Raw genomic sequence first — 26643 nt, 5'->3', positions numbered from 1 at the left:
TCGCCTCGGTCGCAGGGATGCGGTCGCTCGTCGTGGTCATGCGGTCAGTAAAACATGCGTACGGTCCTGACCAAGCACCGCTGTCCGCATGCTGGACAGCGGTGGACAGGGGGCGATCCGGTGGCGGGCGTCCGTCAGGCGCGGACGGAGATCTCGATGCCGTCGGGGGTGACCAGGGCCGACAAGGCCGACAGGTTGCCGACCACCAGGTCGGCCGGGAGCTCGTGGGCCTGGTGGGTTGTGGTCAACGCCACGGTCGTCATCCCGGCGGCGCGGCCGGCCGCCAGGCCCGCGGGTGCGTCCTCGAAGACGACGCACCGGGCCGGGTCGACACCGAGGGCGCGGGCGGCCAGCAGGTAGGGCTCGGGGTCGGGCTTGCCGCGCGTCACGTCGTCGGCGGCGACCATGGTCTTGGGCAGGATGCCGACGGCGTCGAGGCGGGCCTCGGCCAGCCGCCGGGTGGCGGAGGTGACGACGGCCCAGCGGTCGGCGGGCAGGGAGTCGAGGAACTCCCGGGTTCCGGGCAGCAGGTGCACTCCGCCGTTGGGCACGTCCGCCACCTCCAGGTCCTCGATCCGTGCGACGGCCTCCGGCACGACGGCGGCGGGCAGCAGCTCGGCGGCTATCTCGACGGCCGGCCGGCCGTGCAGCTCGACGCGGGCGAACTCCTCGGCCGTGATCCCGTACTCGGCGGCCCACCGCGTCCAGCAACGGTCCACGGAGGCGAGGGAGGAGACGAGGGTTCCGTCGTTGTCGAACAGCAGTGCTTGGGCGTGGATCTTCATGCTCTCGACCCTACGGGGCAGGCCGGGGGCGGCGGCAGCGGCCCTTTTGGGCCGTAATAAGGTCACAGCATGCTTGATGCCCTGACGCCGGCGACCGGCATCGCCGCGCTGCTGCTCGCCGCCTGGTGCGGCTGGGCCGCCTACCGCGACCAGCCGACGAAGGACTGGCACTTCATCGGCATGGCGGTGGTGACGCTGCTGACCCTGGTCCAGCTGGTGGTCGGAATCGTGCAGCTGGCGCGGGGCGAGAAGCCGGAGCAGGGGACGGCGATCTTCGTGGCGTATCTGCTGGGCGCCTTCGCCTGCGTTCCGGCGGCGGGCTTCATGTCCCTGGCCGAGCGCACCCGGTGGGGTTCGGTGACGGTGGCCGCCGCAGGTGTGGTGCTCGCTGTGCTGGAGGTACGGCTCTACGACATCTGGGGAGGCTGAGGTGGCGACGAGGTCACGGCTGATCAGCGGGCCCGGGATGCTGCTGGTGTGGCTGTACGGCGTGATGGTGGTGGGGGCGGTGTCGCGGTCCGCGTACCAGATCGCCACGGAGTTCGACCGGGCGCCGCTCGCCTACTCCCTGTCCGCGGTGGCGGGACTGGTGTACGGCTTCATCACGTACACGCTGGTGCGGGGCGGGGAGACGGCCCGCAGAGCGGCGCTGGTGTGCTGCGCGGCCGAGCTGGTGGGTGTGCTGACCGTGGGGACGTGGACGCTGGTCGATCCGTCCGCCTTCCCCGACGCGACCGTGTGGTCGGACTACGGGATCGGGTACCTCTTCATCCCCGTGTTGCTGCCGCTCTCCGCCCTCTACTGGCTGCGGAGGGCACGGCCGGAGGATGCCGCCTGAGGTGCTCAGGCGGCTGCGGACCGTGCGCGCACGCGAGGCCGGTGCCGCCCCTCCGCGTCAGCGCAGCTAGGCCGTCTTCGCGTACGTCGCGGCCGGCTTCTCCAGGACGATCATCGTGACGCCGTCCGCGCCCTGGGAGGTGCCCACGGCCTCGTATCCCACCCTGCGGTACAGGCGCAGTCGGCCCTCGCTGCGGTGGCCGGTGTGCAGGCGGAACCGGGTGGCGCCGCGCTGCTCGGCCAGGGCCGACTCGGCGGCGCGGAGCAGACGGGCGCCGATGCCGTGGCCCTGGAGACGGGGGTGGACGCACAGCTTGCCGATGGCGGCGGCGCCGTCCTCGGTCACCGCGCCGCGTACCGAGCCCACCACCTCGTCGCCCAGCCGCGCCACGAAGACGCAGTCCTCGGCGACCTCCTCGCGGACCGAGTCCAGGGTTTGGACGAGCGGGTCGATGCGGTAGTTGCCGTACAGCGCGGCCTCGCTCTGGAAGCACAGGTACTGCAGCCTGAAGATCTGCTCCGCGTCCTGCTCGGTCGCCGCAGAGATGGTCACGCTCATGCCCATGTGCGCACGCCTCCCGCTCACCTGATCACCTGTCGTCCCCCACTCCTATCCCCCTCCTCAGCGGGCCGCAACCTCCGGTGTGAGCAATCGCCGCAGACATCCCAGGCATCGGGAACGTTCCGGACCCAGACTGCCCTGTGAGATACCCAACTCCCCCGCGATTTCCCGGTATGTCAGGTCCTCAGGGGAGAGCAGGGCCTGCAGGAGGCGGGGGCAGCGGCCGGGGAGGCGGCGGACCGCGTCGCGCAGCACGCGGCGGCGGGCGGCGGCGAGCGCGAGGTCTTCGGGGCCGGGCCCGCCGTCGTCGGCGGGTTCGGTGACGTACGGCCGTTCGAGGCGGGTCGTGCGGCGGGTGCGGCGGGCCTCGAAGCGGACGGCCCGGCGGAGCCAGCCCTGCGGGTCGTGCGGCGGGCCCTGTGCGTCGAGGCGTTCCAGCAGCCGGAGCCAGACCGCCTGTTCCAGGTCGCCCGCCTCGGCCCCGGAGGCATGTGCCTCGGCACAGGCCTCGGCGGTGAGCAGCGGGCGCAGGGTGGTGACCAGGTCGTGCGTCATGTGCGCAGCGACGCGGCCGCCCGGGCGGCGGGTTGCCCGGGCGGCCGAAGCTCACTCCTGCCGGGGAACGGCGGCTCAGCGGTTGACGAAGTCCGCGCGGGCGAGCAGGCCGGTGTCGGGCTGGTCGGTGAAGACGCCGTCGATGCCGGTGGCGAAGTACGTCCGGTAGGCGCCGAAGACGTCACCGTAGCCGTCGGCGTCGGTGCCCTTGCGGAAGTCCGCGGGCAGGAAGGGGTTCTCGTTGCGCATCGTCCAGGGGTGCAGCACGAGGCCCACCCGGTGGGCGTCGGCGACGAGCGTGGTGGGCCGGGTGAGGTGGCCGGACGCGTCCCTCGGGATGATCAGGTCGAGGGTCGGGCCGATGCCCTGGGCGTAGGAGGCGATCTCCCTGAGCCCGGCCGGCGTGATGAGGTCGGCGACGGTGCGCGGGTCGCCGGTCTCGACGAAGTCCCAGGGGCGGGTGTTCGCCCCGGACAGCAGGACCACCAGCGGGTTGTCGACGAGCTTGTTGAGGCGCTGGATGCTGGTCGGTTCGAAGGACTGCAGGATGACCGGCGCGTTCCACCTGTCCTTGCGGTGCTTGCGCAGCAGCTTGGCGACGCGCGGCTCCAGGTCGAGGCCCAGCGTGCGGAAGTAGGTGGGGTGCTTGAGTTCCGGGTAGATCCACACCTGCCTGCCCCGCTTGCGGGTCTGCTCGTCCTGCCAGAGCAGGACCTCTTCGAAGGTGGGGATCTCCCAGCGGCCGTCGTAGAGGGTGTTGTGGGGGCGGTTGGCCGGGATGCGCTCGACGGCCCGCAGCGTCTTCAGCTCGGCGAGGGTGAAGTCCTCGGTGAACCAGCCGGTGGTGGGGACGCCGTCGAGGACCTTGGTCTTCTTGCGGTCGGCGAACTCCGGGTGGCCGGCGACGTCGGTGGTGCCGCCGATCTCCGGCTCGTGACGGCAGACCAGGTGGCCGTCCTTGGTGGGCACCAGGTCACCGGCCTCCACGATGTCCGCGCCCAGGTCGAGAGCCAGCTGGTAGGAGCCGAAGGTGTGTTCCGGGCGGTAGCCGCTGGCTCCCCGGTGGCCGATGATCGTGGGGACCGGCAGGCTCTTCAGGCCGCGCCCCGGCTCGCGTCCGGCGGCCCGCGCCGCGCCGGACAGCCCGAGGACGGCGCCGCCGGCCCCGAGCACGGCCGCGCCCAGGAGCGCCCGCCGCCCGGACGCGTTCTCCCGCTGCTCGTTCGACTCCTGCGTTCCCATCCGCGGCCTCCCTGCCGTCGTCCCGCTTGCCCGCACCGGCTCGGCGCCGCCGGTGCGGGCCGATCGTAGGGGCGCGTACATGACGGGTGGGAGACCCGCGGCGGAACACGCGGGTGACGCTGGATGTCGCAAGGGACCTGTGAGCAGGAAGCGATGACGACGCGTCGGGCCGGGACCGGTTCGTCCGGCGCGAACGGGGGACCCGTCCGGCGCGTCCCGGGCGATGTCGGTCACATCGTGGCGGCCGCGTCTCGCGCCGCCCACGGCACGCCACCGCAGGTAAACGTGTGTCAACAGTACGTAATACCTCGGTGAATCCGTATCGCCCGATGTGCGGGATCGCCTGGGCCGCGAGTAATGTCCTCACCTGCACAGACTCATACGGCATCCATCGACGGCTTCTACACCGGAGGGCCCGTTGTCCCGCTTCGCGCTCATCAAGGCAGTGCTCGGCCCGATCATGCGCCTGATGTTCCGCCCCCAGGTGGAGGGCGCGGAGCACATCCCGGCCGACGGTCCCGTGATCATGGCGGGCAACCACCTCACGTTCATCGACTCGATCGTGCTGCCGCTGGTGACCAAGCGGCAGGTGTTGTTCATCGGCAAGGACGAGTACGTCACCGGCAAGGGCCTCAAGGGCCGGCTGATGGCCTGGTTCTTCACGGGCGTCGGCATGATCCCCGTGGACCGGGACGGCGCGAACGGCGGTGTGGCCGCGCTGATGACCGGCCGCCGGGTGCTGGAGGAGGGCAAGGTGTTCGGCATCTACCCCGAGGGCACCCGCTCCCCCGACGGCCGGCTGTACCGCGGCCGGACCGGCATCGCCCGGCTCACCCTGATGACGGGCGCGCCCGTGGTGCCGTTCGCGATGATCGGCACCGACAAGCTCCAGCCGGGCGGCCGGGGCATGCCGCGCCCGGGCCGGGTCACGGTCCGCTTCGGCGAGGCGATGGAGTTCTCCCGGTACGAGGGCATGGACCGGGACCGCTACGTGCTGCGGGCGGTGACCGACTCGGTGATGGCGGAGGTCATGCGGCTGTCCGGGCAGGAGTACGTGGACATGTACGCCACGAAGGCGAAGAAGGCCGCGTAAGGCGCGGGGTTCCGGCAGGGGGGCAGTCCCTGGGCCTGTCACCCGGGAGCCCGTTGACCGGCCTCCGACACGGCGGGCCGCTCCTTCTTGGAGCGGCCCGTTCTCCGTGCTGGGGCGTTCCCCTGGCATGCCACGGCCGCGCCGCCGCCCGGGGCCCGTGCCTCAGGGGTGCCGGCTCCCGCCCTCCAGGCGCTGCCCGCGCAGCAGGAACCAGGCCGCGACGGCCGTGGCCAGCAGGACGGCGGCGCCCACGCCCGCCGCGAGCGTCAGCCCGTCGACGAAGGACTGCCGGGCCGCGTCCAGCAGGTCCGCGGAGGTGTCCGCGGGCAGGTGCGCGGCGGCCTCGACGGCTCCGCCCAGCGACTCGTGTGCCTGCGCCGGGGTGCCCGCCGGGCCGGTGAAGCCCCGGTAGACGCCGGTCACCACGGAGCCGAGCAGGGCGATGCCGAGGGCCGCGCCGAGTTCGTACGCCGTCTCCGACACCGCGGACGCGGCGCCCGCCTGGTCCCTGGGCACGCTGGAGAGGATCACGTCGGCGGTCACGGTGAAGGAGAACCCGGCGCCGATGCCCACGACCAGCAGGGACAAGCCGAGCAGAGGGTAGCCCGTGGACTGGCCGACGACGGTCAGCGCGGCGAGCGCGAGGCCGACGGCGGCGAGGCCCGAGGAGACCACGGCCCGCACCGAGAACCGCCGTGCGGCCCGGCCCGCGACAAGACCGGCCGCCACCGCGCCGAGGGCGGCGGGCAGTTCGGCGAGCCCCGCCTCGAGGGGGCCCCGCCCCTGGACGAGTTGCAGGTACTGGGAGAGGAAGAACACCAACCCGGACAGTCCCAGGATGGTCAGCAGGTCGGCGAGCACCGCCCCGCTGAAGCCCCGGTTGCGGAACAGCCGCATGTCCAGCAGCGGGGCCGGGAGTGTGAGCTGACGGCGTACGAAACCGTGGAGGGCGGCGATGCCCAGCAGTCCGGCGGTCAGGGACGTCCAGGTCAGGCCGTGGGCGGCGGCCTCCTTGACGGCGTACACGACACCGACCATGCCGGCCAGGGACAGCAGGACACTGGCCAGGTCCCAGGGGCCGGGGTCCGGGTTGCGGGACTCGGGCAGCAGCCTGGCGCCGACGACGACCAGGACGGCCATCACGGGCAGGTTGATGAGGAACACCGACCCCCACCAGAAGTGCTCCAGCAGGAAACCGCCGGCGATCGGGCCGACCGCCGTACCCGCCGACGCGGTGGCTCCCCAGATGCCGACGGCGAGGCTGCGTTCGCGCGGGTCGGGGAAGAGGTTGCGGATCAGGGCGAGGGTGGCGGGCATCAGGGTCGCGCCGGCGACACCGAGCAGCGCCCGGGCCACGATCATCAGCTCGGGGGTGGTGGCGTAGGCGTTCAGCACGGATATCGCGCCGAACGCCGTGGCGCCCACCAGCAGGATCCGCTTGCGGCCGACCCGGTCGCCGAGGCTGCCCATGGAGACGAGCAGACCGGCGATGACGAACGAGTACACGTCGCCGATCCACAGCAGCTGAGCGCCGGAGGGCCGCAGGTCCTCGCTGATGTACGGGGTCGCCAGGCCGAGGACGGTCGCGTCTACGGCCACCAGCAGCACAGCGAGCACGAGGACGCACAGCGCGAGCCAGCGGCCCGGGCGCTGCACCGCCTCGGCCGGGCTCGCCGGCCGCACCGTACTGGTCATGATTCCTTCCTTCGCCGGGCGCCGCCGAGCAACAGCTCGACGATCATGTAGGTGAAGTCCTTGGGCGCGACCCTGCCCTCCGCCACGGCCCAGGCGCCGGAGGCCAGCAGGCCGTACAGCGCCTCGGTGAGCCAGGCCGGGGTGAGGTCGATACGGAACTCGCCGTCGGCCTGGCCGCGCCGGAACAGGGCGGCGATCCGCTCGTCGGTACGGGCCCAGCCGGCGTTCTGCTCCTCGCCCTCGAACAGCTGGTTCTCGCTGTAGAGGAAGGCGAGCAGCCCGGCGGCGGGCTCCATTTCCCGGACCAGCCGGTGCACGGCCTCGCTCGCGGTCCCCTCGTCCAGCCGGGCCGCGTCCAGCGCGGCCTCGCACTCGGCGATGCCGAGCGACTCCAGCGCCCGGACGAGCGCGTCCCGGCCCGCGAAGTGGCGGTGCAGGGTGGCGCGGCTGATCCCCGCAGCCCTGGCGACCTCGTCCATGGTCGCGGTGGATCTACGGGTCAGCAGGGCCGCGGCGGTGCGCAGCACGTGGTCACGATCGACAGCCATGAGACGAGGGTAGCCCATATGAGACGTGAGTGTCTCATCATGGGCATGCGTGACTCATGCGGCCTGGTGCGCGGGGGACGTGGGTGGCCGGTGCGGATCAGTGCCAGGGCAGCCTGCTGCGCCGCTCCCAGTAGGCGCGCGGCTCCTCGGCGAGGGCGGTGAGCCGGGCGAGCTGGTCGTCGTCGAGGTCGACGGCGGCGGCGTGCAGGTTGGAGGCGAGCTGGGTGACGGTCGCGGCGCCGGAGAGAACGACACCCGCCCAGGGCTGCCGCAGCACGAAGGCGAGGGCGACGGCGTCGCAGCCCAGTCCCGTCTCGCCGGCTACGTCCTGCAGTACCTGGGGCGCGTGCGGCCCGGCGAGCCGCCCGTTGGCCATGCCCTCCTTGACGAGCACGGTGAGCCCGGCGTCGTGCGCCTCGGCCAGGGCGGGGCCGGCGGAGGTCTCCAGGAGGTTGTACGTGGACTGCACAGTACGGAAGAGCGGCTCGCCGTCGACGGTGATCTCCAGGGCGGCGCGGATGGCGTCGGCCTGGGCGGGGCCGCTGGTGGAGAACCCGGCCGTGACGCCCTGGGCGGCGGCCTCGGCCAGCCGGGCGTGCAGTTCCTTGTCGGTCAGGGCCGGGCTGTCCGGGGTGACCGAGTGGATCTGGTAGAGGTCGAGCCGGTCACCGAGCAGGGCGTCCGTCTCGGCGCGCTGGCGCCGGTAGGTGGCGAGGCTGTGGTCCTTGACCTCGTGCTGCTCGGCGTCGGTGGACCAGCCTGCGGTGTAGGTGTAGCCCCATTTGCTGCCGACCACGACGTCGGTGACCTCGGGCCGGGCCGTGAGCCAGTCGGCCAGGAACTCCTCCGAGCGGCCGTAGGAGCGGGCCGCGTCGATGTACCGGACGCCCTGGGCGTAGGCGGCGTCCAGCAGCTCGTGGGTACGGGCACGCAGGGCGTCGACGGTGCGGTCGGCCGGGAGGTCCCGGTCCCGGCCGAGGTTGATGTAGCCGGGCCGCCCGACGGCGGCGAGCCCCAGCCCGAGGTGGCAGGTCGGGGTCGTCACCGAGGCGAGACGGGCGAAGGGCATCGCGGGCTCCGTTCGATCGACTGCTGTGGACCAACGTAGCGGGGGTGCGGTGGCTTGACGCGCGGGCGTCGCCCACCCACCCACCCGACACGGCCTGCCGACAGGTCGAACTCGCCCCGGGGCTCCGCCCCGGACCCCGCTGCGCCCCTGCACTCCACCGGCGGAGAGCCGGCCTCACCTCGGGAATGGGGTCCGGCGGCGGGCACGCCGAGGAGGTCCCCGGCGCCCTGCCGGCCCTCGGGGACGGGGGCCGGTACCGCGCAGGGCGTCCGCCCAGGTGCGCAGCCGGGCGGCGCGTAGGCCTCCGTAGACACGGCGAGCGCGATCTCGGCGCAGACGACGAGGCGTTGGAGGAGTGTCCGGCTCCGGCCCCGTGCCGGGTGTCGGGCCAGGGCACGCCGAGGCGGGTCGGCCTGGTCCTGGGCATATCGGGGAGCGGGCCCGGGCCCGGGGCAGCCGCCCGGGTGCAGAGGGGAGGGATTCCGTCCGGCCGTTCGGGCGGACGGGTGGGCCAAGCTCCGGCGGCACGCGAGGCGCGGTCCTCCGTGGCGGCCCGGGCCCTACCCGTCGAGAACCGCGTCGGACAACCGGGAGGGCGCCACCCCTGCCGCACCCCGTGGGCCGACAGCCCCACCGGTCATGGACCGACACCGGGCGGGGTAGCCCGGGGCGAGGCACGTCGGACAGCCGGGCGGGGCCCCCGCAAGGTACGCGCACCCCCGCGTTCAACTGCTGCCCCTCATCACGCCGAACCAACGGCCGGGACGACACCCACCGCGGGGCGCAGGGGGCGCAGCCCCGCCGGGGTCCGGGGCGGAGCCCTGGGGCGAGGTCGGCCTCTCGGCAGGCCGCGTCGGGTGGGTGGGTGGGCAAAAGGACCCCGCCGGCCTACCGCTTCGCGTTCGCCCACGCGTGCTGTGCCGCCACGTCCGCCTTCACCTCGGCCAGCTGGACGGCCACCGCACTGGGCGCCGTACCGCCGCGGCCGTCGCGGGAGGCCAGGGCGCCCGGGACGTTGAGGACCGAGCGGACCTCCGGGGTCAGGTGGGCCGAGATCTTCGCGAACTGCTCGTCGGTGAGCTCGTCGAGCTCCTTGCCCTCGGCCTCGGCGACCTTGACGCACTCGCCGGCCACCTCGTGCGCGACCCGGAACGGCACCCCCTGCTTGACCAGCCACTCGGCGACGTCCGTGGCGAGGGAGAACCCGGCGGGGGCCAGCTCCTCCATGCGCTCCCGGTGCACGGTGAGCGTGGCCATCATGCCGGTGAAGGCCGGCAGCAGGACCTCCAGCTGGTCGATGGAGTCGAAGACCGGCTCCTTGTCCTCCTGCAGGTCGCGGTTGTAGGCGAGCGGGAGGGCCTTCAGCGTGGCCATCAGCCCGGTCAGGTTGCCGATCAGACGGCCGGACTTGCCGCGCGCCAGCTCGGCGATGTCCGGGTTCTTCTTCTGCGGCATGATCGACGAGCCCGTCGAGAACGCGTCGTGCAGGGTCACGAAGGAGAACTCCTTCGTGTTCCAGATGATGATCTCCTCGGCGATCCGCGAGACATCGACCCCGATCATCGCGGTGATGAAGGCGAACTCGGCGACGAAGTCGCGGGAGGCCGTGCCGTCGATGGAGTTGGCCGCGCTGCCGTGCTCGAACCCGAGGTCCTTCGCCACCGCCTCCGGGTCCAGGCCGAGCGAGGATCCGGCCAGGGCGCCGGAGCCGTACGGCGACACCGCCGTGCGCTCGTCCCACTGCCGCAGCCGCTCCGCGTCCCGGGACAGGGCCTGGACGTGGGCGAGGACGTGGTGGGCGAAGAGCACCGGCTGGGCGTGCTGGAGGTGGGTGCGGCCGGGCATCGCCACGTCCGGGTGGGCCTCGGCCAGGCCGATCAGCGCGTCCTGCAGCTCGGCGATCAGGCCGCCGATGATCCGGGCGTGGTCCCGCAGGTACATCCGGAAGAGCGTCGCCACCTGGTCGTTGCGGGAGCGGCCCGCGCGCAGCTTGCCGCCGAGGTCGGGGCCGAGCCGCTCCAGCAGGCCCCGCTCCAGGGCGGTGTGGACGTCCTCGTCGGCGACGGTGCCCACGAAGGAGCCGTCGGCCACGTCGGCCTCCAGCTGGTCGAGCCCGGCCAGCATGCGCTGGAGCTCGTCGTCGGTGAGCAGCCCGGCCTTGTGCAGCACGCGCGCGTGCGCACGCGAACCGGCGATGTCGTACGGCGCGAGCCGCCAGTCGAAGTGGACGGACGCGGACAGCTTGGCCAGGGCCTCGGCGGGGCCGTCGGCGAAACGGCCGCCCCAGAGCCGTACGTCACCGCTGTTGCTGCTCACTTGGGTTGCTCCTAGAGAGGTACGGATGTGCCGCCGCCTCCCCACTCAGACGCAAGTGAGGAGGCGGTTGTCAGGCTAGTGCGTGTGAGGTGACCCGGCGGGTCAGGCGAGGTCGCGCTTGGCGGCGATCTTCGACGACAGGCTGTAGATGTCGATGAAGCCCTTGGCCGCGGACTGGTCGAACGTGTCGCCGGTGTCGTAGGTGGCGAGGTTGAAGTCGTACAGCGACTCCTCGGAGCGCCGGCCGGTGACGACGGCCCGGCCGCCGTGCAGGGTCATCCGGATGTCGCCGGAGACGTGCTGGTTGGCCTCGTTGACGAAGCCGTCCAGGGCGCGCTTGAGCGGGGAGAACCACAGACCGTCGTAGACCAGCTCGCTCCAGCGCTGCTCGACCTGCCGCTTGTAGCGGGCCAGCTCGCGCTCGACGGTGACGTTCTCCAGCTCCTGGTGCGCGGTGATCAGGGCGATCGCGCCGGGGGCCTCGTAGACCTCACGGGACTTGATGCCGACCAGGCGGTCCTCGACCATGTCGATCCGGCCGATGCCCTGGGCGCCGGCGCGCTCGTTGAGCTGCTGGATGGCCTGCAGGACGGTGACGGGCCTGCCGTCGATGGCGACCGGGACGCCCTCCTTGAAGGTGATGATCACCTCGTCGGCCTCGCGCGGGGTGGCCGGGTTCTGGGTGTACTCGTAGATGTCCTCGATCGGCGCGTTCCAGATGTCCTCGAGGAAGCCGGTCTCGACGGCACGGCCGAAGACGTTCTGGTCGATGGAGTACGGGGACTTCTTGGTGGTCGCGATCGGCAGGCCCTTCTCCTCGCAGAAGGCGATGGCCTTGTCGCGGGTCATGGCGTAGTCGCGGACCGGGGCGATGCACTTGAGGTCGGGGGCGAGGGCGACGATGCCGGCCTCGAAGCGGACCTGGTCGTTGCCCTTGCCGGTGCAGCCGTGGGCGACGGTGTCGGCGCCGTGCTTCTTGGCGGCGGCGACGAGGTGCTTGACGATCGTCGGCCGGGAGAGCGCCGAGACCAGCGGGTAGCGGTCCATGTAGAGGGCGTTGGCCTTGATCGCCGGGAGGCAGTACTCCTCGGCGAACTCGTCCTTGGCGTCCGCGACCTCGGCCTCGACGGCCCCGCAGGCGAGCGCGCGCTTGCGGATGACGTCCAGGTCCTCGCCGCCCTGGCCGACGTCGACCGCCACGGCGATGACCTCGGCGCCCGTCTCCTCGGCGATCCAGCCGATGGCGACGGAGGTGTCCAGACCGCCTGAGTAGGCGAGTACGACGCGCTCGGTCACGGGGTTTCTCCTCACAGTGCATTCGCTGACATGCATGAGTATGCAGGAGTCCGCATGATTCGTCAATCCGGGTCGGCGGGGCGGGTGCGATGAAGGGGGCGCGGAGAAAAATCCGGCTCCCTTTGAACATGGGCAACCGCTTTCCCGTACCTCTCGCCGAACGCAGGCGCCGCGTTTGGAAACCGACCACACCCCTGACCCGAGTGAGGCATCCGCATGTCCAGGGCTCTTCCGAAGTACAACAAGCGTCGCGTCGCGTGGATCGGCGGCGCCGCCGCGGTGGCGCTGTCCGGCACGGCGATCGCGGGCTTCGCCCTCGCCGGGGAGACGTCCAAGAGCAGCGGGACCACCGCCCGGACGCTGGCGAGCCCCGGCACGATCACCTGCCCGGACGTCAGGTCGAAGCTGCCCGCGGTCCCGGCCTCCGCCAAGGCCGAGGTCGACCGCAACCTGACCCTCCTCGACACGCAGATCCAGGAGGCCAACACGCGGCTGAAGAACACGGTCGGCCAGGGCGGCCCCAACTTCGTCCAGAACGCGATCCTCGGCCCGCTGAAGGACAAGCGCGTGGCGACGGTCAACCGCATCGCGACGGCGATCGGCCGTACGGCGGCCAAGCCGCAGGGCCTGGACGCGCTCGCGCCCTGCACCCTCAACGGGGCCGGCGGCAACGCGGGCGGCGCCCAGAACTCCGGCAAGGCCCCAGGTTCGGCCGCCGGCGGGAACAAGGGCAACGCGGGCAACGCCGGCAACGCCGGCAACAATGCGGGCAACGCCACCGCGGCCGGGACCATCACCTGCCCCGACGTGAAGTCCAAGCTGCCCGCGGTCCCGGCCTCCGCCAAGGCCGAGGTCGACCGCAACCTGGCCCTGCTCAACACGCAGATCCAGGAGGCCAACACGCGGCTGAAGAACACGGTCGGCCAGGGCGGCCCCAACTTCGTCCAGAACGCGATCCTCGGCCCGCTCGCGGACAAGCGGAAGTCGACCATCGACCGCATCGCCATCTCCATCGGCCGTACGGCGGCCAAGCCGCAGGGCCTGGACTCGCTGGCCGCCTGCACGCTCACCAAGTGACGTGACAGGCGCCGTGGCCGCCCCGCGCGAGCGCCGGCCGGGGCGGCCACGGGCGGATCCGCGCACCGGATCCCGCAATTCCTTAGACAGGCGAACTAATTGAGCTCATCATGTGGGCATGGGAAAGACGTATGAGCGCATAGACGGCAGGCTCCGTTCCTTCATCGAGGCGCAGCCCCTCTTCTTCACCGCCACCGCTCCCCTGTCCGCCGACGGCACCGTCAACCTCTCCCCCAAAGGCCTCAAGGGCTCCTTCGCGGTGCTCGACGACCGCACCGTCGCCTACCTCGACTTCGCCGGCTCCAACGCCGAGACCATCGCCCACCTGCGGGAGAACGGCCGTATCACCCTGATGTGGTGCGCCTTCCAGGGCCCGCCGAACATCGTCCGGGTGCACGGCCGCGGCGAGCCGGTCTTCCGCGACGACCCGCGCTTCGCCGAGCTCCTCGCCCGCTTCCCCGGCATCGACCCGAGCCCGCACGGCCTGCGCGCGATCATCGTCGTCACGGCGGAACTCGTCCGGGACACCTGCGGATACGCGGTGCCCTACATGGCGTACGAGGCCGAGCGCGATCTGCACGGCAAGCGCTTCTCCCGCGAGGACGACGCCTCGCTCAACGCGTACTTCACCAAGAAGGAGCACATCGCGACGAGCCTGGACGGACTGCCCGGGCTGCCGTTGCCGCTGCCGCCCTCTACGGTCTGACGCATGCGCCCCGCTGCCCTCGCCCTCGCCGTCTCCTCGCTGCTCGCGCTGGGCGGCGCTTTGCCGTCCAGGCCGCTGCCGGCCCGGATGGCGGACACCGGGGGCGGGACGCAGCTGATCACCGCGGTGGCCCCGGGACCCGCCGCCACCACGGGCACGGTCACCTGGTGGGACCTGCGGGACGGCCGGTGGGTGAAGGCCGGTTCCGCACCCGCGCGCTTCGGCGCGAAGGGACTCGTCGAGGGCACCGCCCGCAGACAGGGCACGAACACCACCCCGGCCGGGGTGTACGACCTGCCGTACGCCTTCGGCGTCAAGGCGGCGCCGCGCGGCACGACGTACCCCTACCGCCGGGTCCGGCAGGACTCCTGGTGGTGCCAGGACAACGACTCCCGCCGCTACAACCGCTGGAGCGAACCCCGGGCGGCCGACTGCCGGGCCGCCGAGGCGGAGCACCTCGTCACCTACCGCACGCAGTACGCGTACGCGTTCATCACCGGTTTCAACTACCACCGTCCGGTGCGGGGGCGCGGCGCCGGCATCTTCCTGCATGTCAACGGGCGGGGTGCGACGGCCGGTTGTGTGTCGGTGCCGGAGAAGGCCATGCGGACGATGCTCGCCTGGGCCCGTCCGGCGCGGCGGCCGCACCTCGCGATCGGCACGGTGGGCGGGGCCACGGCGATCACCCGCTACTGAGCCGCCGGTCTTCGCCGCGAGGCGCTGAACACTCCCCGGTTCCGGCACGTATCTGTGGGCCAAGGGTCAAGTCCCCACGGAGGAACCGTGACCACCACGCTCGCCGGCGGCCGTGCCGCCCGCCGACAGACGATGCGCCGCATCCGTCCACGCCGCTCCCCGGCCGTTCCGCTCGTCATCGCCCTCTGGGCGGGCGCGGCGGGCGTGCTGTGGCTGTGGTGGGACAACACGCCGTCCCTCGCGGACACCCCGAGCAAGATCCTGGCCGCGGGCCGGATCACCGGCCTGCTCGCCGGCTACCTGATGGCGCTCGTGGTGCTCCAGATGGCCCGGGTGCCCGCACTGGAACGGCGGGTGGGCTCCGACCGGGTGGCCCGCTGGCACGCCATGACCGGCCGGTACACGCTCTGCCTGGTCCTCGCCCACGTCTTCCTCACCATGTACGGCTACGCGCTGCAGGCCGGCAAGACGCTCAGCGGCGTCGTGCAGCAGACGATCGACTCCGTCAACCAGCTGCCGGACATGGGCAAGGCGGCCATCGGCACCGGTCTGCTGTTCGTCATCGGGATCCTGTCGATCGGCGGGGTCCGCCGCATGATCGGCTACGACACCTGGTACCACGTGCACCTGCTCACCTACGCGGCGGTGTACCTGACGTTCTGGCACCAGATCACCACCGGCAACGAGTTCGCCGTCGAGCCCGCCGCCAAGACCTTCTGGTACGGGCTGTACGGGGCGGTCACCGCGCTGGTGCTGTGGTACCGGATCCTCACCCCGATCCGCCTCAACCTGCGGCACCGGATGCGCGTGGAGGCGGTCTACGAGGAGACCCCGGGCATCGTGTCGGTGCTGATCGGCGGGCGGAAGCTGCACCGGATGGGCGCCGAGGCCGGGCAGTTCTTCCGCTGGCGGTTCCTCGCGCCGGGCATGCGGTTCAGCTCCCACCCGTACTCGCTGTCGGCGGCCCCCCGCCCGGACATGCTGCGGATCACGGTCAAGGCGATCGGCGACCACAGCTCCCGGCTGCGCGAGCTGACGCCCGGCACCAGGGTGTGGGCGGAGGGCCCGTACGGCGCTCTGACCGCCCAGCGCCGCAGCCGCGGCAAGGTGCTGCTGGTCGCGGGCGGCGTCGGGATCACCCCGATGCGGGCACTGTTCGAGACCCTGCCGGGCGCGGCCGGTGACATCACGCTCCTCTACCGGGCCAACAGCACCCAGGACCTGGCGCTGTGGGACGAGCTGGCGAAGATCGCCGACGAGCGCGGCGCCCGGCTGATGTACGCGGTCAACAGCCCCGACGGGGAACGCCCGGACATCTCCGCGGAGTCCCTGCAGCGGAAGATCCCGGACATCGACCGCCACGACGTGTTCATGTGCGGGCCGCCCGGCTTCGCGCAGTCGGTGTACGAGGCACTGCGCGGCGCGGGAGTCCCCGCCCGCCGTATCCACCACGAGTCGTTCGAGATGTGAGTCGCTCCCGAGGGGAGCGGCGGGACATCGACGGGCCATCAGGAGCTTGAGAAGCGATGAGGAAGAGTCACCCTGTCCGGCGTGCCGTGCTCGCAGGCGCCGCCACGGTCTCCGGGATCGTGCTGCTGCTGTCGCTGAAGCCGGCGTCCGACCCGGGCTCCGCGCAGGCGGTGGGCGGCCAGGTGCCGCCGGCCGCGGCGCAGTCGCCGCAGGGCGGTGCCCAGGCCGCGGGGTCGTCCACGGTCACCGGCGACGCGGCGCAGACCCAGTACGGCGCGGTGCAGGTCCGCCTGACCGTCAGCGGCGGCAAGATCACGCAGGCCGAGGCCGTGCAGGCCCCCAAGGGCGGCCGCAGCGACCAGATCACCCAGACCGCCGTACCCCGGCTCAACCAGGCGGCCGTCGCCGCGCAGAGCGCCGACATCGACGCCGTGTCCGGGGCGACGTACACCAGCGCCGGGTACAAGCAGTCCCTCCAGTCGGCGCTGGACAAGGTGAAGGCGGCGGCCGGGTCGGGGTCCGGTGCCCAGCAGGGGTCCGGCTCGGGTGCGGGGAGCGCGCAGGCCCGGACCGTCACCGGGAGCGCCGTGCAGACCGAGTACGGCCCGGTCCAGGTCCGGATCACCGTCAGCGGCGGCAAGGTCACCCAGGCCGAGGCCGTGCAGGCCCCCAAGGGCGGCCGCAGCGACCAGATCACCCAGACCGCCGTACCGCGGCTCAACCAGGCGGCCGTCGCCGCCGGCAGCGCGGACATCGACGCCGTGTCCGGGGCGACGTACACCAGCGCCGGGTACAAGCAGTCCCTCCAGTCGGCGCTGGACCAGGCCGGTGGCTGACACGGTGACCGACTCGGCACAGGCTCCCGCCGCGGTGCGTCACGCGGAGGAGGCGATGGGGACCGTCTTCTCCCTCGACGTCCGCGGCGGGGAACCGGGCGCGGTGCGCGCGGCCCTCGACGAGGCGGTCGCCGGGCTGCACCGGGTCGACGAGGTGTTCAGCACCTACCGCGAGGACAGCCAGGTCTCCCGGCTGGCCCGCGGGGAGCTGACCGTCGGGCAGTGCGATCCCGAGGTCGCCGAGGTGCTGGAGCTGGCGGCCGAGGCCGAGCGGACGAGCCAGGGCTGGTTCAGCACCCGCTACCAGGGCCGCCTCGACCCGACCGGCATCGTCAAGGGCTGGGCCGTCGAGCGGGCCGCCCGGCACCTGGCGGGGATCCCCGGGGTGAGCGGCGTCAGCGTCAACGGCGGCGGCGACGTCCAGCTGCTCGGCACGCCCGGCGGGCAGCGGCCGTGGCGGGTGGGGATCGCCGACCCCCTGCGCCCCGGCGGCCTCGCGGCCGTGATCTCCGCGGCCGGCACCCGGGAGCTGGCCGTGGCCACGTCCGGCACGGCGGAGCGCGGCGCCCACATCATCGACCCCCGCACGGGCCGCTCCGCGGTGACCGACCTGGTGGCCGTGACCGTGGTGGCTCCGAGGCTGACGTGGGCGGACTGCTGGGCGACGGCGGCCTTCGCGATGGGCTCGCGCGAGGGCCTGGCCTGGCTGGAGTCCCTGCCGGACGTGGAGGCCCTGCTCATCACGGCGGGCGACGAGGTCAGGTGCACGGGGGGCCTGGCCTCCCGGCTGGGCTGAGCGGAGGGCGGCCGGGCGCGCCGGGCGGTGTTCCCCCGCTCAGTGCCCGTTCTGGGCCAGCCGCAGCAGATGATCGGCCAGCGCCTGGCCCCCCGTGGGGTTACGGCTGATCAGCAGCACCGTGTCGTCACCCGCGATGGTCCCCAGGATGTCGTGCAGCTCGGCCTGGTCGATCGCGGAGGCCAGGAACTGCGCGGCACCGGGCGGCGTGCGCAGGACGACGAGGTTCGCCGAGGCCTCCGCGGAGATCAGCAGCTCCTGCGAGAGCCTGCGCATCCGCTCCTCCTTGGCCGACTCCCCGAGCGGCGCCCGGGGGGTCCGGAAACCCCCCTCGCTGGGCACCGCGTAGATCAGGTCGCCGTCGGTGTTGCGGATCTTCACCGCGTTCAGCTCGTCCAGGTCGCGGGAGAGCGTGGCCTGTGTGACGCTCAGCCCGTCGTCGGCGAGCAGCTTCGCCAACTGGCTCTGCGAGCGCACCGGCTGCCGGTTGAGGATGTCCACGATCCGGCGGTGGCGTGCGGTGCGGGTCTGCGGCACGGCAGGCCCGGCGGTCCCGTTGGTCCCGTTGTGCCCGTGGTCCTGCGCCTGGCTCATCGTCGTCTCATTCTCCGGATCGTCCGTCCCCGTTGACCGCGTCGAGGATGCCGGGCAGGGCCTGGAGGAAGGCGTCCGCCTCGTCCTCGCGGAGGTTCAGCGGCGGCATGAGCCGTACGACCTCGGGGGCGGGCGCGTTCACCAGGAACCCGGCGTCCTGAGCCGCCTTCTGCACCTGCGGCGCGAGCGGCTCGGTGAGCACGATACCCAGGAGCAGGCCCGCGCCCCGGACATGGTCGATCAATCCGTGGCCCAGGGACTCGATTCCGTCGCGCAGCCTCTCGCCCTGCCGCTTGACGTTCTCCAGCAGGCCCTCGTCGGCGATGGTGTCGAGGACGGCGAGCCCGGCGGCGCAGGCCACGGGGTTCCCGCCGAAGGTGGTGCCGTGCTGCCCGGGCTGCAGCAGCTCCGCCGCCCGCCCGAAGGCGACCGTCGCGCCCAGCGGCAGCCCGCCGCCGAGCCCCTTGGCGAGGGTGACGACATCCGGCAGGACACCCTCGTGGGCCTGGTAGGCGAACCAGTGCCCGGTACGGCCGACGCCGGTCTGCACCTCGTCCAAGACGAGCAGCGCGCCCGCGTTGGCGGTGATGGCCCGGGCCGCCTTCAGATAGCCGGCCGGGGGCACCACGACCCCGTTCTCGCCCTGGATCGGCTCGATGACGACCAGGGCCGTCTGCTCGGTCACGGCCGCCGCGAGCGCCTGGGCGTCGCCGTACGGCACATGCGTGACGTCCCCCGGCAGCGGCAGGAACGGCTCCTGCTTGCCGGGCTGGCCGGTGAGGGCCAGGGCGCCCATGGTGCGGCCGTGGAAGCCGCCTTCGGTGGCGACCATGTGGGTGCGTCCGGTGAGCCGGCCGATCTTGAAGGCGCCCTCGTTGGCCTCGGCGCCGGAGTTGCAGAAGAAGACCTTGCCGTCGCGGCCGAAGAGCTGCAGCAGGCGTTCGGCGAGCGCGACCGGCGGCTCGGCGACGAACAGGTTGGAGACGTGCCCGAGGGAGGCGATCTGCCGGCTCACCGCCTCCACGACCGCCGGGTGGGCGTGGCCGAGGGCGTTGACCGCGATGCCGCCGACGAAGTCGACGTAGGCGGTGCCGTCGGCGTCCCACAGCCGGGCGCCCTGCCCGCGCACCAGGGCCAGTCGCGGGGTGCCATAGTTGTTCATCAGCGCGCCCTGCCAGCGCGCCGCGAGTTCCTCGTTGCCCGTCATGCCTCGTCCCCCTCCTGCGCGTCGGGCACGACCATCGTGCCGATGCCCTCGTCCGTGAAGATCTCCAGCAGGATCGAGTGCTGGACCCGGCCGTCGATGACCCGGGCGGTGTGGACGCCGTTGCGCACGGCGAACAGGCAGCCCTCCATCTTCGGCACCATGCCGGAGGACAGCTCCGGCAGCAGTTTTTCCAGCTGGGACGCGGTGAGGCGGCTGATCACCTCGTCGGAGTTCGGCCAGTCCTCGTAGAGTCCCTCGACGTCCGTGAGGACCATGAGGGTCTCGGCGCCCAGTGCAGCAGCGAGTGCCGCAGCCGCCGTATCAGCATTGACGTTGTAGACATGGTGGTCGTCCTGGGAGCGGGCGACGGACGAGACGACCGGGATCCGGCCGTCGGCCAGCAGCGCCTCGATCGCGCCCGTGTCGATGTGGGTGATCTCGCCGACCCGCCCGATGTCGACGGGCTCGCCGTCGATCTCGGGCTGGTGCTTGGTGGCGGTGATGGTGTGCGCGTCCTCGCCGGTGATGCCGACGGCCAGCGGCCCGTGCCGGTTGAGCAGCCCGACCAGCTCGCGCTGCACCTGCCCGGCCAGCACCATGCGGACGACGTCCATGGCGTCCTCGGTGGTGACGCGCAGGCCGGCCTTGAACTCGCTGACGATGCCGTGCCGGTCGAGGGCGGCGCTGATCTGTGGGCCGCCGCCGTGCACGACGACGGGCTTGAGGCCGGCGTGGTGCAGGAAGACGACGTCCTGGGCGAAGGCGGCCTTCAGCTCCTCGTCGACCATGGCGTTGCCGCCGAACTTGATGACGACGGTCTTGCCGTTGTGCCGGACCAGCCAGGGCAGCGCCTCGATGAGGATCTGGGCCTTGGGGAGGGCGGTGTGTTTCCGCGTGGGAGTGGTCATGAGGAGTAGGCGCTGTTCTCGTGGACGTAGTCGGCGGTGAGGTCGTTGGTCCAGATGGTCGCGGTCTGGGAGCCGGCGGCGAGGTCGGCGACGATGTGCACCTCGCGGTAGCGCATGTCGACCTTCTCGCGGTCCTCGCCGACGCCGCCGTTCTTGCAGACCCACACGCCGTTGATGGCGACGTTGAGCCGGTCCGGCTCGAAGGCGGCTTTGGTGGTGCCGATCGCGGACAGCACGCGGCCCCAGTTGGGGTCCTCGCCGTGGATGGCGCACTTGAGGAGGTTGTTGCGGGCGATGGAGCGGCCCACCTCGACGGCGTCGTCCTCGGTGGCGGCGTTGATCACCTCGACCTTGATGTCCTTGCTGGCTCCCTCGGCGTCACGGATCAGCTGCCGGCCGAGGTCGTCGCAGACCTGCCGTACGGCGTCGGCGAACTCCTCGTAGTCCGGGGTGATGCCGGACGCCCCGGAGGCGAGCAGCAGCACGGTGTCGTTGGTGGACATGCAGCCGTCGGAGTCGACCCGGTCGAAGGTGACCCGGGTGGCGGCGCGCAGGGCCTTGTCCAGGGCGGCGTTGTCGAGGTCGGCGTCGGTGGTCAGGACGACGAGCATGGTGGCGAGGCCGGGGGCGAGCATGCCGGCGCCCTTGGCCATGCCGCCCACCGTCCAGCCGTCCTTCGTCACCACGGACGTCTTGTGGACGGTGTCGGTGGTCTTGATGGCGATGGCGGCCTTCTCCCCGCCGTGCTCGGACAGCTGGGCGGCGGCCGTCTCCACGCCGGAGAGGACCTTGTCCATCGGGAGCAGCACCCCGATCAGCCCGGTGGAGCAGACGGCCACCTCGATGGCGCCCCGGCCGAGCACCTCGGCGACCTTCTCGGCGGTGGCGTGGGTGTCCTGGAAGCCCTTGGGGCCCGTACAGGCGTTGGCGCCGCCGGAGTTGAGGACGACGGCGGAGACCTGGCCGCTCTTGACGACCTGCTCGGACCACAGCACCGGCGCGGCCTTGACGCGGTTGGCGGTGAAGACGCCCGCGGCGGCGCGGCGGGGCCCGTTGTTGACCACGAGGGCCAGGTCCGGGTTGCCGTTCTCCTTGATGCCTGCTGCGATGCCACAGGCGGTGAAGCCCTTGGCGGCGGTGACGCTCACGGCGCGACTCCGATCGTGGAAAGTCCGGTGGTCTCGTCGAGACCCAGGGCGATGTTCATGCTCTGGACGGCACCGCCCGCGGTGCCCTTGGTCAGGTTGTCGATGGCGCTGATCGCGATGATGCGCCCCGCGGCGGCGTCGTGGGCGACCTGCACCTGAACGGCGTTGGACCCGCAGACGGACGCGGTGGCGGGCCACTGCCCCTCGGGGAGCAGGTGGACGAAGGGCTCGTCGGCGAAGGCCTTGTCGTAGGTCTCCCGCAGTGACTCGGCCGTGACGCCGTCCCGCGCCTTCGCACTGCACGTGGCGAGGATCCCGCGGGGCATCGGCGCGAGCGTCGGGGTGAAGGAGACGGCGACCCGCTGTCCGGCCGCCGCGCTGAGGTTCTGGATCATCTCGGGGGTGTGCCGGTGCCCGCCGCCGACACCGTACGGGGACATGGAGCCCATGACCTCGCTGCCCAGCAGGTGGGGCTTGGGCGTCTTGCCCGCGCCGGAGGTACCGGAGGCGGCGACGATCACGGCCTCGGGCTCGGTCAGGCCCGCCGCGTACGCCGGGAACAGCGCCAGCGAGACGGCGGTCGGGTAGCAACCGGGCACCGCGACGCGCTTGGACCCCTCCAACGCGGCGCGGGCGCCTGGCAGTTCGGGAAGGCCGTAGGGCCAGGTGCCGGCGTGCGGGGAGCCGTAGAACCGCTCCCAGTCGGCGGCGTCCTTCAGCCGGAAGTCGGCGCCCATGTCGATCACGAGCACGTCCGGCCCGAGCTGCTCGGCGACGGCGGCGGACTGCCCGTGCGGCAGCGCCAGGAAGACCACGTCGTGCCCGGCCAGGGTGTCGGCGGTGGTCTCCTGGAGCACCCGGCCGGCGAGCGGCAGCAGGTGCGGCTGCAACGCGCCGAGCCGCTGCCCGGCGTTGGAGTTGCCGGTCAGGGCGCCGATCTCGACCTCGGGGTGCGCCAGGAGCAGACGCAGCAGTTCCCCGCCCGCGTATCCGCTCGCTCCGGCCACTGCCGCACGTACCGCCATGGAATCCTCCTCTAGACGGCATGACTATACGTTTCGCTGCACGTTTATGCAATCAGTGGAGGCGGCTGCCTCTGCCCGCAGGCCCGGGGCGGACGTCGATTCCGCTTGCCCGCACGACGATCACGGGTTACGGTCCCCGGGCACGTCTCAGGGGAGCACGGCAAGCGGGGGAACATGTCGGAGAACGCGGACGGGCCTGGCAAGGCACCGAGTGCATGGGGGCAGGCCGTCGCGGCCCTCGTTCTGGTCGGGGCGCTCGGCGCCGGCCTGTGGGCCGTGCAGCAGACGTCGTCCTCGGACACCGCCGGCAGTGCTCCGCCGGCCGCCACCTGCTCCGACGGGGAGTCCCCCAAGGCGTCCCGGCATGTCACCGGGGCGCAGCTGTGCGAGGCGCTGAACCGGACCGACCTCGCCGAGCTGCTGGGCACCCCGGGGCAGGCCGCGAAGTCCGCGAGCGGCGGCGACTCCTCCTTCACGTCGGGCGGCGGCAAGGAGATCGCCACCCCGTCCGCCCAGGTCGAGTTCGACACCTACACCGTGACGCTGGCGGCCACCTACGACCGTTTCCCGGTGGCCGGGTCCGCGCGGCTGCTGGGGCCCGAGGCGCGGCAGCGGACCCTGCTGGGCCGCCCGGCCGTCCTGTACTCGAGTCGCACCGTCAGCATCGCCTTCCGCCTCGACGGGGGCGACTCCCGCAGCGAACCGGGCGTCCCGGCGCGTGTGGTGTCCGTGGCGCAGGACGCCAAGGACAGCGGCGGCTCCTTCGAGGTGAGCCTGTGGCGCGCGGACGGCGCGGTGCCGGACGACGCGGTGCTGCTGCGCGTCGCCGAGAAGGTGCTGCCGACGGTGCCGCGGTGGTCCGCCGGCGGCTGACCGCCGCGCGCCGCGCCCGGCATGATGACCACCATGACTCCGATCACCGCCCTGGATTTGACCGGCTTCACCGCACGTGAGCCCGGCGTGTGGACCGACCAGCAAGGGCTCGTCCTCTCGGTGCACTTCTTCCCGCTGGTGCCCGACCTGCCCGCCCGGCTGGACGGGCCCGAGCGGCTCAGGGCCGGTCTGGCGCGGGGCGTGGCCCGGGCCGACGGGGGCCTGATCGAGGCGGAGCTCGGCCGGGTGGACGGTGTCCCGGCGGTGCGGCAGCTCGTGAAGGTGCCGCGGCCCGGCGGGCACGGCCAGGTGTTCCTCGGGTCGTGGACGGTGCCGAAGGCCGGGTGCAGCACCGTGCTGAAGGTGCAGGCGGCGGAGGGTGCCACGACCGGGATGCGCGAGGCGATGGTCATGGCGCGGGTCGGCCCCGCCGACTACTTCCGGCCGCACCCGTACGACCCGGGGGCGGGCGGCGGGCTGCCGTACCACGTGGGCGATCACGAGGAGTGGGACGCGCAGTTCCCGGATCACCCGCTCACCCTCGTCCGGACCGCCCTGCGCCGGATCACGCCCACCGTCACGCTCGACGAGCGGTTCAAGGCCCTGCCGCCCTTCGGCGGCTGAGGCGCCGGGAGCCCTCGGGGGGCCGCCGCCCTCGGACGGCGGCCCCCCGGTCACCCCACCGTGGTCACCTCTCCTTGATCCGCAGGAAGGTGACGGAGTTGGCCGGGAAGGTGTACGTGAACGTGTCCGCGACCCCCCGGAACGTGGACGTCACCGGCGTCACCGGCGTGTCCGTCTCGGTGTTCACCGCGTCCTCGTCGGCGGCCAGCGTGGTCACCCGGGCCGTGCCGGCGACCTTGGCACCGCCCAGGTCGATCGCCGTGCGGGCCTCGGACGGCTGGGCGTTGACGACCTTGACGATCAGCTCACCGGTCCTGGTGTCCCGGGTGACGACCTGGCGGAACGGCTCGGCCGGCTTGTCGTCGGTGAAGCTGCCCCACTCCTTGCCGTCGAGGAAGAGGGTGACCTGGCGGCCGCGCACCTTGATGTGGATGTCGTAGGCGCGGCCCGTCTCGACCGAGCCGGGCTTGGAGATCAGCGTCGACTTGCCGCCGTCCACGGCCTGCTCGACGGCGGACTGGGTGTTGTTCCAGCCGCCCAGGTTCCACCAGTAGTAGTTCCCGGTGTCCTTGACGCCGAAGGCGACGAGGAAGCCCTCCTTGCCGGACTTCTTGGTGGCCTTCACCTGCAGGTCGTAGTCGTGCCAGGCCGGGTCGCCAGCGGTGACCAGGGTGTTCTCGGCGGCGGCGTCCGTCTGGACGTACTGCCCGTCCTGGACGCTCCAGCTGCCGCCGCCCACGTGCTTCCACTGGGAGGCGTCACCGGAGAAGTCGTCGCCGAGCAGCGTCGAGCCGTCGGCGGCCGTGACCTTCACGTCGTCGTACGCGGCGCTGGTCGCCCAGGTGGACAGGCCGACGGCGCCGCTGATCGGGCCGCTGACGTCCGGCGTGGTGGACGCCCTGGAGGGGACGACCCGGGTGCCGACGTTGTTCATGAACAGCTTCTGGACCTCGTAGTTGGCCGAGTTCCAGGACGCGCGGTTGTTGAACCAGATCAGGTCCGGCCGCCACTGGACGTAGTCCTCGTTGGCGAGCAGCGGGGCGTAGGAGGCGAGCTTGACGACGTCCGCGTTGCGCTCCAGGCCGGTCATGTACGCGGCCTCCGCCAGGCCGTTCTTCCAGGCGTTGCCCTGGGAGGCGTACTCGCCGAGGAAGACCTTGGGGCCGTTCCTCTCGTAGGAGTCGTAGCGGTCGTTGTTCTGCAGGAACCACTGCGGGCTGTTGTAGTAGTGCTCGTCGACCATGTCGACGTTCGCCTCGCGGTTCAGCTTCCAGGCGGTGTCGAAGGTCGCGCCGGAGTCGTCCGGGCCCGAGTTGGAGATGACGGTGATGTCCGGGTACTTCGCCTCGATCGCGGCCCGGAACTTCTGGAAGCGGGCGAAGAACTCGGCGGGCAGGTTCTCCTCGTTGCCGACCTCGATGTGGGTGAGGTGGAAGGGCCTGGGGTGGCCCATCTGGGCGCGGACCTTGCCCCACCTGGAGGTCGCCGGGCCGTTGGCGAACTCGATGAGGTCCAGGGTGTCCTGGACGTGCCGCTTCAGCAGGGCGTCGTCGTCGACGGCCTTGTTCTGGCCGCAGCCGGTCACCAGTGCCGGGACGACGGGCAGCGGCATCGCGCCGATGTCCTCGGCGAAGCGGAAGTACTCGTAGTAGCCGAGGCCGTAACTCTGGTTGTAGCCCCAGAAGTTGGCGTTGGTGGCGCGCTGCTCGACCGGGCCGATGGTGTCCTTCCACTGGTAGCTGCGCTTGCGCTGCCAGTGGGAGGCCTCGCTGTAGTCCTCCATGGAGCCGGTGTTGACCAGGCAGCCGCCGGGGAAGCGCACGAATCCCGGTTTCAGGGCGGCGATCTTCTCGGCGAGGTCCTTGCGCAGGCCGTTCGGCTGGTGCTTGTAGGTGTCGCGCGGGAACAGCGAGACCATGTCGAGGGCGGCCGCCTGTGTGGTGGCGACGGTGAGGCGGCCGCGGTTGCTGGTGCGGGTCGCGGTGAAGGTGGCCCGGTACTTGGCCCAGCCGCCCTGCACGGCCACCTGGCGGGCGGGGGCCAGCGCTCCCGCGGCGTCCTTCAGGGAGACGGTGAGGGTCGTGCCGGCCTCGGCGCGGGCCCACACCGAGAAGTCGTACGCCTTGCCCTGCTCGACGCGGATGCCGGTGTTGTAGCCGGCGTTCGTGACGGACGCGCCGGCGCCCAGGGAGAGGTAGCTGCGGTTGCGCTCGTTGAGGCGGCCGGAGTCGTCGGCGACGCGGGCCGTCCCCGTGACCGTCCAGGAGGTCAGCGGGGTGTAGGAGCCGTTGTCGGCGGTGGAGTACTCGAAGGACCGGTTCTGCACGAGCTCGGCGTACAGGCCGCCGTCGGCGGCGCGGTTGATGTCCTCGAAGAACACGCCGTACATCGTGCGGTCGATCGCGGCACCCTTCGCCTGCGGATCGACGGTGATCGTGTAGTCGGTGACGGACTCGGCGTGCGCGGGGACGGGGACGAGGGCGGCGGCCGTCAGGAGGGCGGTGGCGGTGAGGCCGAATCTCCAGCGGGTGCCGGTGGTGCGTGACATGGATACTCCGCGGCTCGAGGGAGTGGAACGCGAGTCGTTCGATATATCAAACATTGGTCAGCACTTCGAACGGCAAGATAGGGAGGGGGCCACGGGGAGTCAATGGGGCGGACGGCGGCGGACGAGGAGAAGTGCGA

26 protein-coding genes are annotated in these 26643 nt (G+C 72.1%); 11 read left to right on the top strand and 15 right to left on the bottom strand.

What is annotated here, in order from left to right:
- Positions 1 to 134: 134 nt before the first annotated feature.
- On the bottom strand, positions 135 to 785 hold the full coding sequence (locus AB0K80_RS31270) for an HAD-IA family hydrolase (protein ID WP_365675489.1): 651 nt from the start codon (positions 783 to 785) through the stop codon (positions 135 to 137).
- A 69-nt stretch (positions 786 to 854) separates the two neighbouring features.
- Between AB0K80_RS31270 and AB0K80_RS31265 the strand changes: the two genes are divergently transcribed.
- Both AB0K80_RS31265 and AB0K80_RS31260 read left to right on the top strand, forming a co-directional pair.
- On the top strand, positions 855 to 1214 hold the full coding sequence (locus tag AB0K80_RS31265; RefSeq protein ID WP_365675487.1) for a hypothetical protein: 360 nt from the start codon (positions 855 to 857) through the stop codon (positions 1212 to 1214).
- A 37-nt stretch (positions 1215 to 1251) separates the two neighbouring features.
- The gene (locus AB0K80_RS31260) at positions 1252 to 1623 is read left to right on the top strand and encodes a hypothetical protein (protein ID WP_365675516.1); all 372 of its coding nucleotides are present in this window, start codon (positions 1252 to 1254) and stop codon (positions 1621 to 1623) included.
- A 66-nt stretch (positions 1624 to 1689) separates the two neighbouring features.
- Here the strand turns inward: AB0K80_RS31260 and AB0K80_RS31255 are convergent, their stop codons facing one another.
- The 3 genes from AB0K80_RS31255 to AB0K80_RS31245 all read right to left on the bottom strand — a co-directional run bounded on the left by AB0K80_RS31255 (position 1690) and on the right by AB0K80_RS31245 (position 3981).
- On the bottom strand, positions 1690 to 2187 hold the full coding sequence (locus AB0K80_RS31255; protein ID WP_365675514.1) for a GNAT family N-acetyltransferase: 498 nt from the start codon (positions 2185 to 2187) through the stop codon (positions 1690 to 1692).
- Between the two features lie 57 nt (positions 2188 to 2244).
- Positions 2245 to 2739 (bottom strand): sigma-70 family RNA polymerase sigma factor, encoded by a 495-nt coding sequence (locus tag AB0K80_RS31250; RefSeq protein ID WP_365675485.1) that lies wholly within the window; start codon positions 2737 to 2739, stop codon positions 2245 to 2247.
- Positions 2740 to 2814: 75 nt separating this feature from the next.
- Entirely contained in the window at positions 2815 to 3981 is a 1167-nt protein-coding gene (locus tag AB0K80_RS31245; RefSeq protein WP_365675483.1) for a glycerophosphodiester phosphodiesterase, read from the bottom strand.
- A 418-nt stretch (positions 3982 to 4399) separates the two neighbouring features.
- On the opposite strand from AB0K80_RS31245, the gene AB0K80_RS31240 reads away from it, so the two are divergent.
- Positions 4400 to 5074, top strand: a complete 675-nt coding sequence (locus AB0K80_RS31240) for a lysophospholipid acyltransferase family protein (RefSeq protein WP_365675482.1) — start codon at positions 4400 to 4402, stop codon at positions 5072 to 5074.
- A 162-nt stretch (positions 5075 to 5236) separates the two neighbouring features.
- Here AB0K80_RS31240 and AB0K80_RS31235 read toward each other — a convergent pair whose 3' ends face one another.
- The 5 genes from AB0K80_RS31235 to AB0K80_RS31215 form a co-directional block, all read right to left on the bottom strand.
- Positions 5237 to 6769 carry an MFS transporter gene (locus tag AB0K80_RS31235; protein WP_365675480.1) on the bottom strand — a complete coding sequence of 511 codons (1533 nt, stop codon included), beginning with the start codon at positions 6767 to 6769 and terminating at the stop codon, positions 5237 to 5239.
- Complete coding sequence (locus tag AB0K80_RS31230) at positions 6766 to 7317, bottom strand: helix-turn-helix domain-containing protein (protein ID WP_365675478.1); 552 nt, start codon at positions 7315 to 7317, stop codon at positions 6766 to 6768. Before AB0K80_RS31230 ends, AB0K80_RS31235 begins: the two co-directional genes overlap by 4 nt.
- A gap of 97 nt (positions 7318 to 7414) precedes the next feature.
- Complete coding sequence (locus AB0K80_RS31225) at positions 7415 to 8386, bottom strand: aldo/keto reductase (protein ID WP_365675477.1); 972 nt, start codon at positions 8384 to 8386, stop codon at positions 7415 to 7417.
- Positions 8387 to 9274: 888 nt separating this feature from the next.
- On the bottom strand, positions 9275 to 10702 hold the full coding sequence (argH, locus tag AB0K80_RS31220) for an argininosuccinate lyase (RefSeq protein WP_365675475.1): 1428 nt from the start codon (positions 10700 to 10702) through the stop codon (positions 9275 to 9277).
- Positions 10703 to 10804: 102 nt separating this feature from the next.
- On the bottom strand, positions 10805 to 11998 hold the full coding sequence (locus AB0K80_RS31215; protein ID WP_365675473.1) for an argininosuccinate synthase: 1194 nt from the start codon (positions 11996 to 11998) through the stop codon (positions 10805 to 10807).
- Between the two features lie 216 nt (positions 11999 to 12214).
- Here AB0K80_RS31215 and AB0K80_RS31210 point away from each other — a divergent pair, with 216 nt between their 5' ends.
- The 6 genes from AB0K80_RS31210 to AB0K80_RS31185 all read left to right on the top strand — a co-directional run bounded on the left by AB0K80_RS31210 (position 12215) and on the right by AB0K80_RS31185 (position 17579).
- Positions 12215 to 13075, top strand: coding sequence for a hypothetical protein (locus AB0K80_RS31210; RefSeq protein ID WP_365675471.1), 861 nt, complete (start codon positions 12215 to 12217; stop codon positions 13073 to 13075).
- A gap of 118 nt (positions 13076 to 13193) precedes the next feature.
- The gene (locus AB0K80_RS31205) at positions 13194 to 13781 is read left to right on the top strand and encodes a pyridoxamine 5'-phosphate oxidase family protein (RefSeq protein ID WP_365675469.1); all 588 of its coding nucleotides are present in this window, start codon (positions 13194 to 13196) and stop codon (positions 13779 to 13781) included.
- A gap of 3 nt (positions 13782 to 13784) precedes the next feature.
- Positions 13785 to 14477, top strand: coding sequence for a L,D-transpeptidase family protein (locus AB0K80_RS31200; RefSeq protein WP_365675467.1), 693 nt, complete (start codon positions 13785 to 13787; stop codon positions 14475 to 14477).
- 87 nt (positions 14478 to 14564) lie between these two features.
- Complete coding sequence (locus AB0K80_RS31195) at positions 14565 to 15947, top strand: ferredoxin reductase family protein (RefSeq protein ID WP_365675465.1); 1383 nt, start codon at positions 14565 to 14567, stop codon at positions 15945 to 15947.
- A 56-nt stretch (positions 15948 to 16003) separates the two neighbouring features.
- Positions 16004 to 16783, top strand: a complete 780-nt coding sequence (locus AB0K80_RS31190) for an FMN-binding protein (RefSeq protein WP_365675463.1) — start codon at positions 16004 to 16006, stop codon at positions 16781 to 16783.
- On the top strand, positions 16776 to 17579 hold the full coding sequence (locus tag AB0K80_RS31185; protein ID WP_365675461.1) for an FAD:protein FMN transferase: 804 nt from the start codon (positions 16776 to 16778) through the stop codon (positions 17577 to 17579). Before AB0K80_RS31190 ends, AB0K80_RS31185 begins: the two co-directional genes overlap by 8 nt.
- A 39-nt stretch (positions 17580 to 17618) precedes the next feature.
- On the opposite strand, the gene AB0K80_RS31180 is transcribed toward AB0K80_RS31185, so the two are convergent.
- From AB0K80_RS31180 to argC, 5 genes are read right to left on the bottom strand one after another with little or no spacing between them, the layout of a single operon-like run.
- On the bottom strand, positions 17619 to 18173 hold the full coding sequence (locus AB0K80_RS31180) for an arginine repressor (protein ID WP_365675459.1): 555 nt from the start codon (positions 18171 to 18173) through the stop codon (positions 17619 to 17621).
- Between the two features lie 7 nt (positions 18174 to 18180).
- Positions 18181 to 19380: an acetylornithine transaminase gene (locus AB0K80_RS31175; RefSeq protein WP_365675457.1), complete on the bottom strand. Its 1200-nt coding sequence runs from the start codon at positions 19378 to 19380 to the stop codon at positions 18181 to 18183.
- Entirely contained in the window at positions 19377 to 20288 is a 912-nt protein-coding gene (gene argB, locus AB0K80_RS31170; protein ID WP_365675455.1) for an acetylglutamate kinase, read from the bottom strand. Before argB ends, AB0K80_RS31175 begins: the two co-directional genes overlap by 4 nt.
- Positions 20285 to 21436 carry a bifunctional glutamate N-acetyltransferase/amino-acid acetyltransferase ArgJ gene (gene argJ, locus AB0K80_RS31165; RefSeq protein WP_365675453.1) on the bottom strand — a complete coding sequence of 384 codons (1152 nt, stop codon included), beginning with the start codon at positions 21434 to 21436 and terminating at the stop codon, positions 20285 to 20287. The genes argB and argJ overlap by 4 nt, the downstream gene beginning before the upstream one ends.
- Positions 21433 to 22461, bottom strand: coding sequence for an N-acetyl-gamma-glutamyl-phosphate reductase (argC, locus tag AB0K80_RS31160; protein ID WP_365675451.1), 1029 nt, complete (start codon positions 22459 to 22461; stop codon positions 21433 to 21435). The genes argJ and argC overlap by 4 nt, the downstream gene beginning before the upstream one ends.
- Positions 22462 to 22635: 174 nt before the next feature.
- Between argC and AB0K80_RS31155 the strand changes: the two genes are divergently transcribed.
- On the top strand, positions 22636 to 23334 hold the full coding sequence (locus tag AB0K80_RS31155) for a DUF6215 domain-containing protein (protein ID WP_365675449.1): 699 nt from the start codon (positions 22636 to 22638) through the stop codon (positions 23332 to 23334).
- A gap of 33 nt (positions 23335 to 23367) precedes the next feature.
- Positions 23368 to 23958, top strand: coding sequence for a hypothetical protein (locus tag AB0K80_RS31150; RefSeq protein ID WP_365675447.1), 591 nt, complete (start codon positions 23368 to 23370; stop codon positions 23956 to 23958).
- Between the two features lie 64 nt (positions 23959 to 24022).
- Here AB0K80_RS31150 and AB0K80_RS31145 read toward each other — a convergent pair whose 3' ends face one another.
- The gene (locus AB0K80_RS31145) at positions 24023 to 26506 is read right to left on the bottom strand and encodes an alpha-L-arabinofuranosidase C-terminal domain-containing protein (RefSeq protein WP_365675445.1); all 2484 of its coding nucleotides are present in this window, start codon (positions 26504 to 26506) and stop codon (positions 24023 to 24025) included.
- Positions 26507 to 26643: the final 137 nt, after the last annotated feature.

The sequence above is a fragment of the Streptomyces sp. NPDC052682 genome (assembly GCF_040678435.1).
Taxonomy (GTDB): Bacteria; Actinomycetota; Actinomycetes; order Streptomycetales; family Streptomycetaceae; genus Streptomyces.
Note: the sequence above shows the minus strand (reverse complement) of the source record. Positions and strands in the feature narration are given on the sequence as shown.

Coding starts and splice junctions, on each gene's coding strand:
- AB0K80_RS31270 (WP_365675489.1), bottom strand. CDS start 785: ATGAAGATCCACGCCCAAGCACTGCTGTTCGACAACGACGGAACCCTC.
- AB0K80_RS31265 (WP_365675487.1), top strand. CDS start 855: ATGCTTGATGCCCTGACGCCGGCGACCGGCATCGCCGCGCTGCTGCTC.
- AB0K80_RS31260 (WP_365675516.1), top strand. CDS start 1,252: ATGCTGCTGGTGTGGCTGTACGGCGTGATGGTGGTGGGGGCGGTGTCG.
- AB0K80_RS31255 (WP_365675514.1), bottom strand. CDS start 2,187: ATGGGCATGAGCGTGACCATCTCTGCGGCGACCGAGCAGGACGCGGAG.
- AB0K80_RS31250 (WP_365675485.1), bottom strand. CDS start 2,739: ATGACGCACGACCTGGTCACCACCCTGCGCCCGCTGCTCACCGCCGAG.
- AB0K80_RS31245 (WP_365675483.1), bottom strand. CDS start 3,981: ATGGGAACGCAGGAGTCGAACGAGCAGCGGGAGAACGCGTCCGGGCGG.
- AB0K80_RS31235 (WP_365675480.1), bottom strand. CDS start 6,769: ATGACCAGTACGGTGCGGCCGGCGAGCCCGGCCGAGGCGGTGCAGCGC.
- AB0K80_RS31230 (WP_365675478.1), bottom strand. CDS start 7,317: ATGGCTGTCGATCGTGACCACGTGCTGCGCACCGCCGCGGCCCTGCTG.
- AB0K80_RS31225 (WP_365675477.1), bottom strand. CDS start 8,386: ATGCCCTTCGCCCGTCTCGCCTCGGTGACGACCCCGACCTGCCACCTC.
- AB0K80_RS31210 (WP_365675471.1), top strand. CDS start 12,215: ATGTCCAGGGCTCTTCCGAAGTACAACAAGCGTCGCGTCGCGTGGATC.
- AB0K80_RS31205 (WP_365675469.1), top strand. CDS start 13,194: ATGGGAAAGACGTATGAGCGCATAGACGGCAGGCTCCGTTCCTTCATC.
- AB0K80_RS31200 (WP_365675467.1), top strand. CDS start 13,785: ATGCGCCCCGCTGCCCTCGCCCTCGCCGTCTCCTCGCTGCTCGCGCTG.
- AB0K80_RS31190 (WP_365675463.1), top strand. CDS start 16,004: ATGAGGAAGAGTCACCCTGTCCGGCGTGCCGTGCTCGCAGGCGCCGCC.
- AB0K80_RS31180 (WP_365675459.1), bottom strand. CDS start 18,173: ATGAGCCAGGCGCAGGACCACGGGCACAACGGGACCAACGGGACCGCC.
- AB0K80_RS31175 (WP_365675457.1), bottom strand. CDS start 19,380: ATGACGGGCAACGAGGAACTCGCGGCGCGCTGGCAGGGCGCGCTGATG.
- argB (WP_365675455.1), bottom strand. CDS start 20,288: ATGACCACTCCCACGCGGAAACACACCGCCCTCCCCAAGGCCCAGATC.
- argC (WP_365675451.1), bottom strand. CDS start 22,461: ATGGCGGTACGTGCGGCAGTGGCCGGAGCGAGCGGATACGCGGGCGGG.
- AB0K80_RS31155 (WP_365675449.1), top strand. CDS start 22,636: ATGTCGGAGAACGCGGACGGGCCTGGCAAGGCACCGAGTGCATGGGGG.
- AB0K80_RS31150 (WP_365675447.1), top strand. CDS start 23,368: ATGACTCCGATCACCGCCCTGGATTTGACCGGCTTCACCGCACGTGAG.
- AB0K80_RS31145 (WP_365675445.1), bottom strand. CDS start 26,506: ATGTCACGCACCACCGGCACCCGCTGGAGATTCGGCCTCACCGCCACC.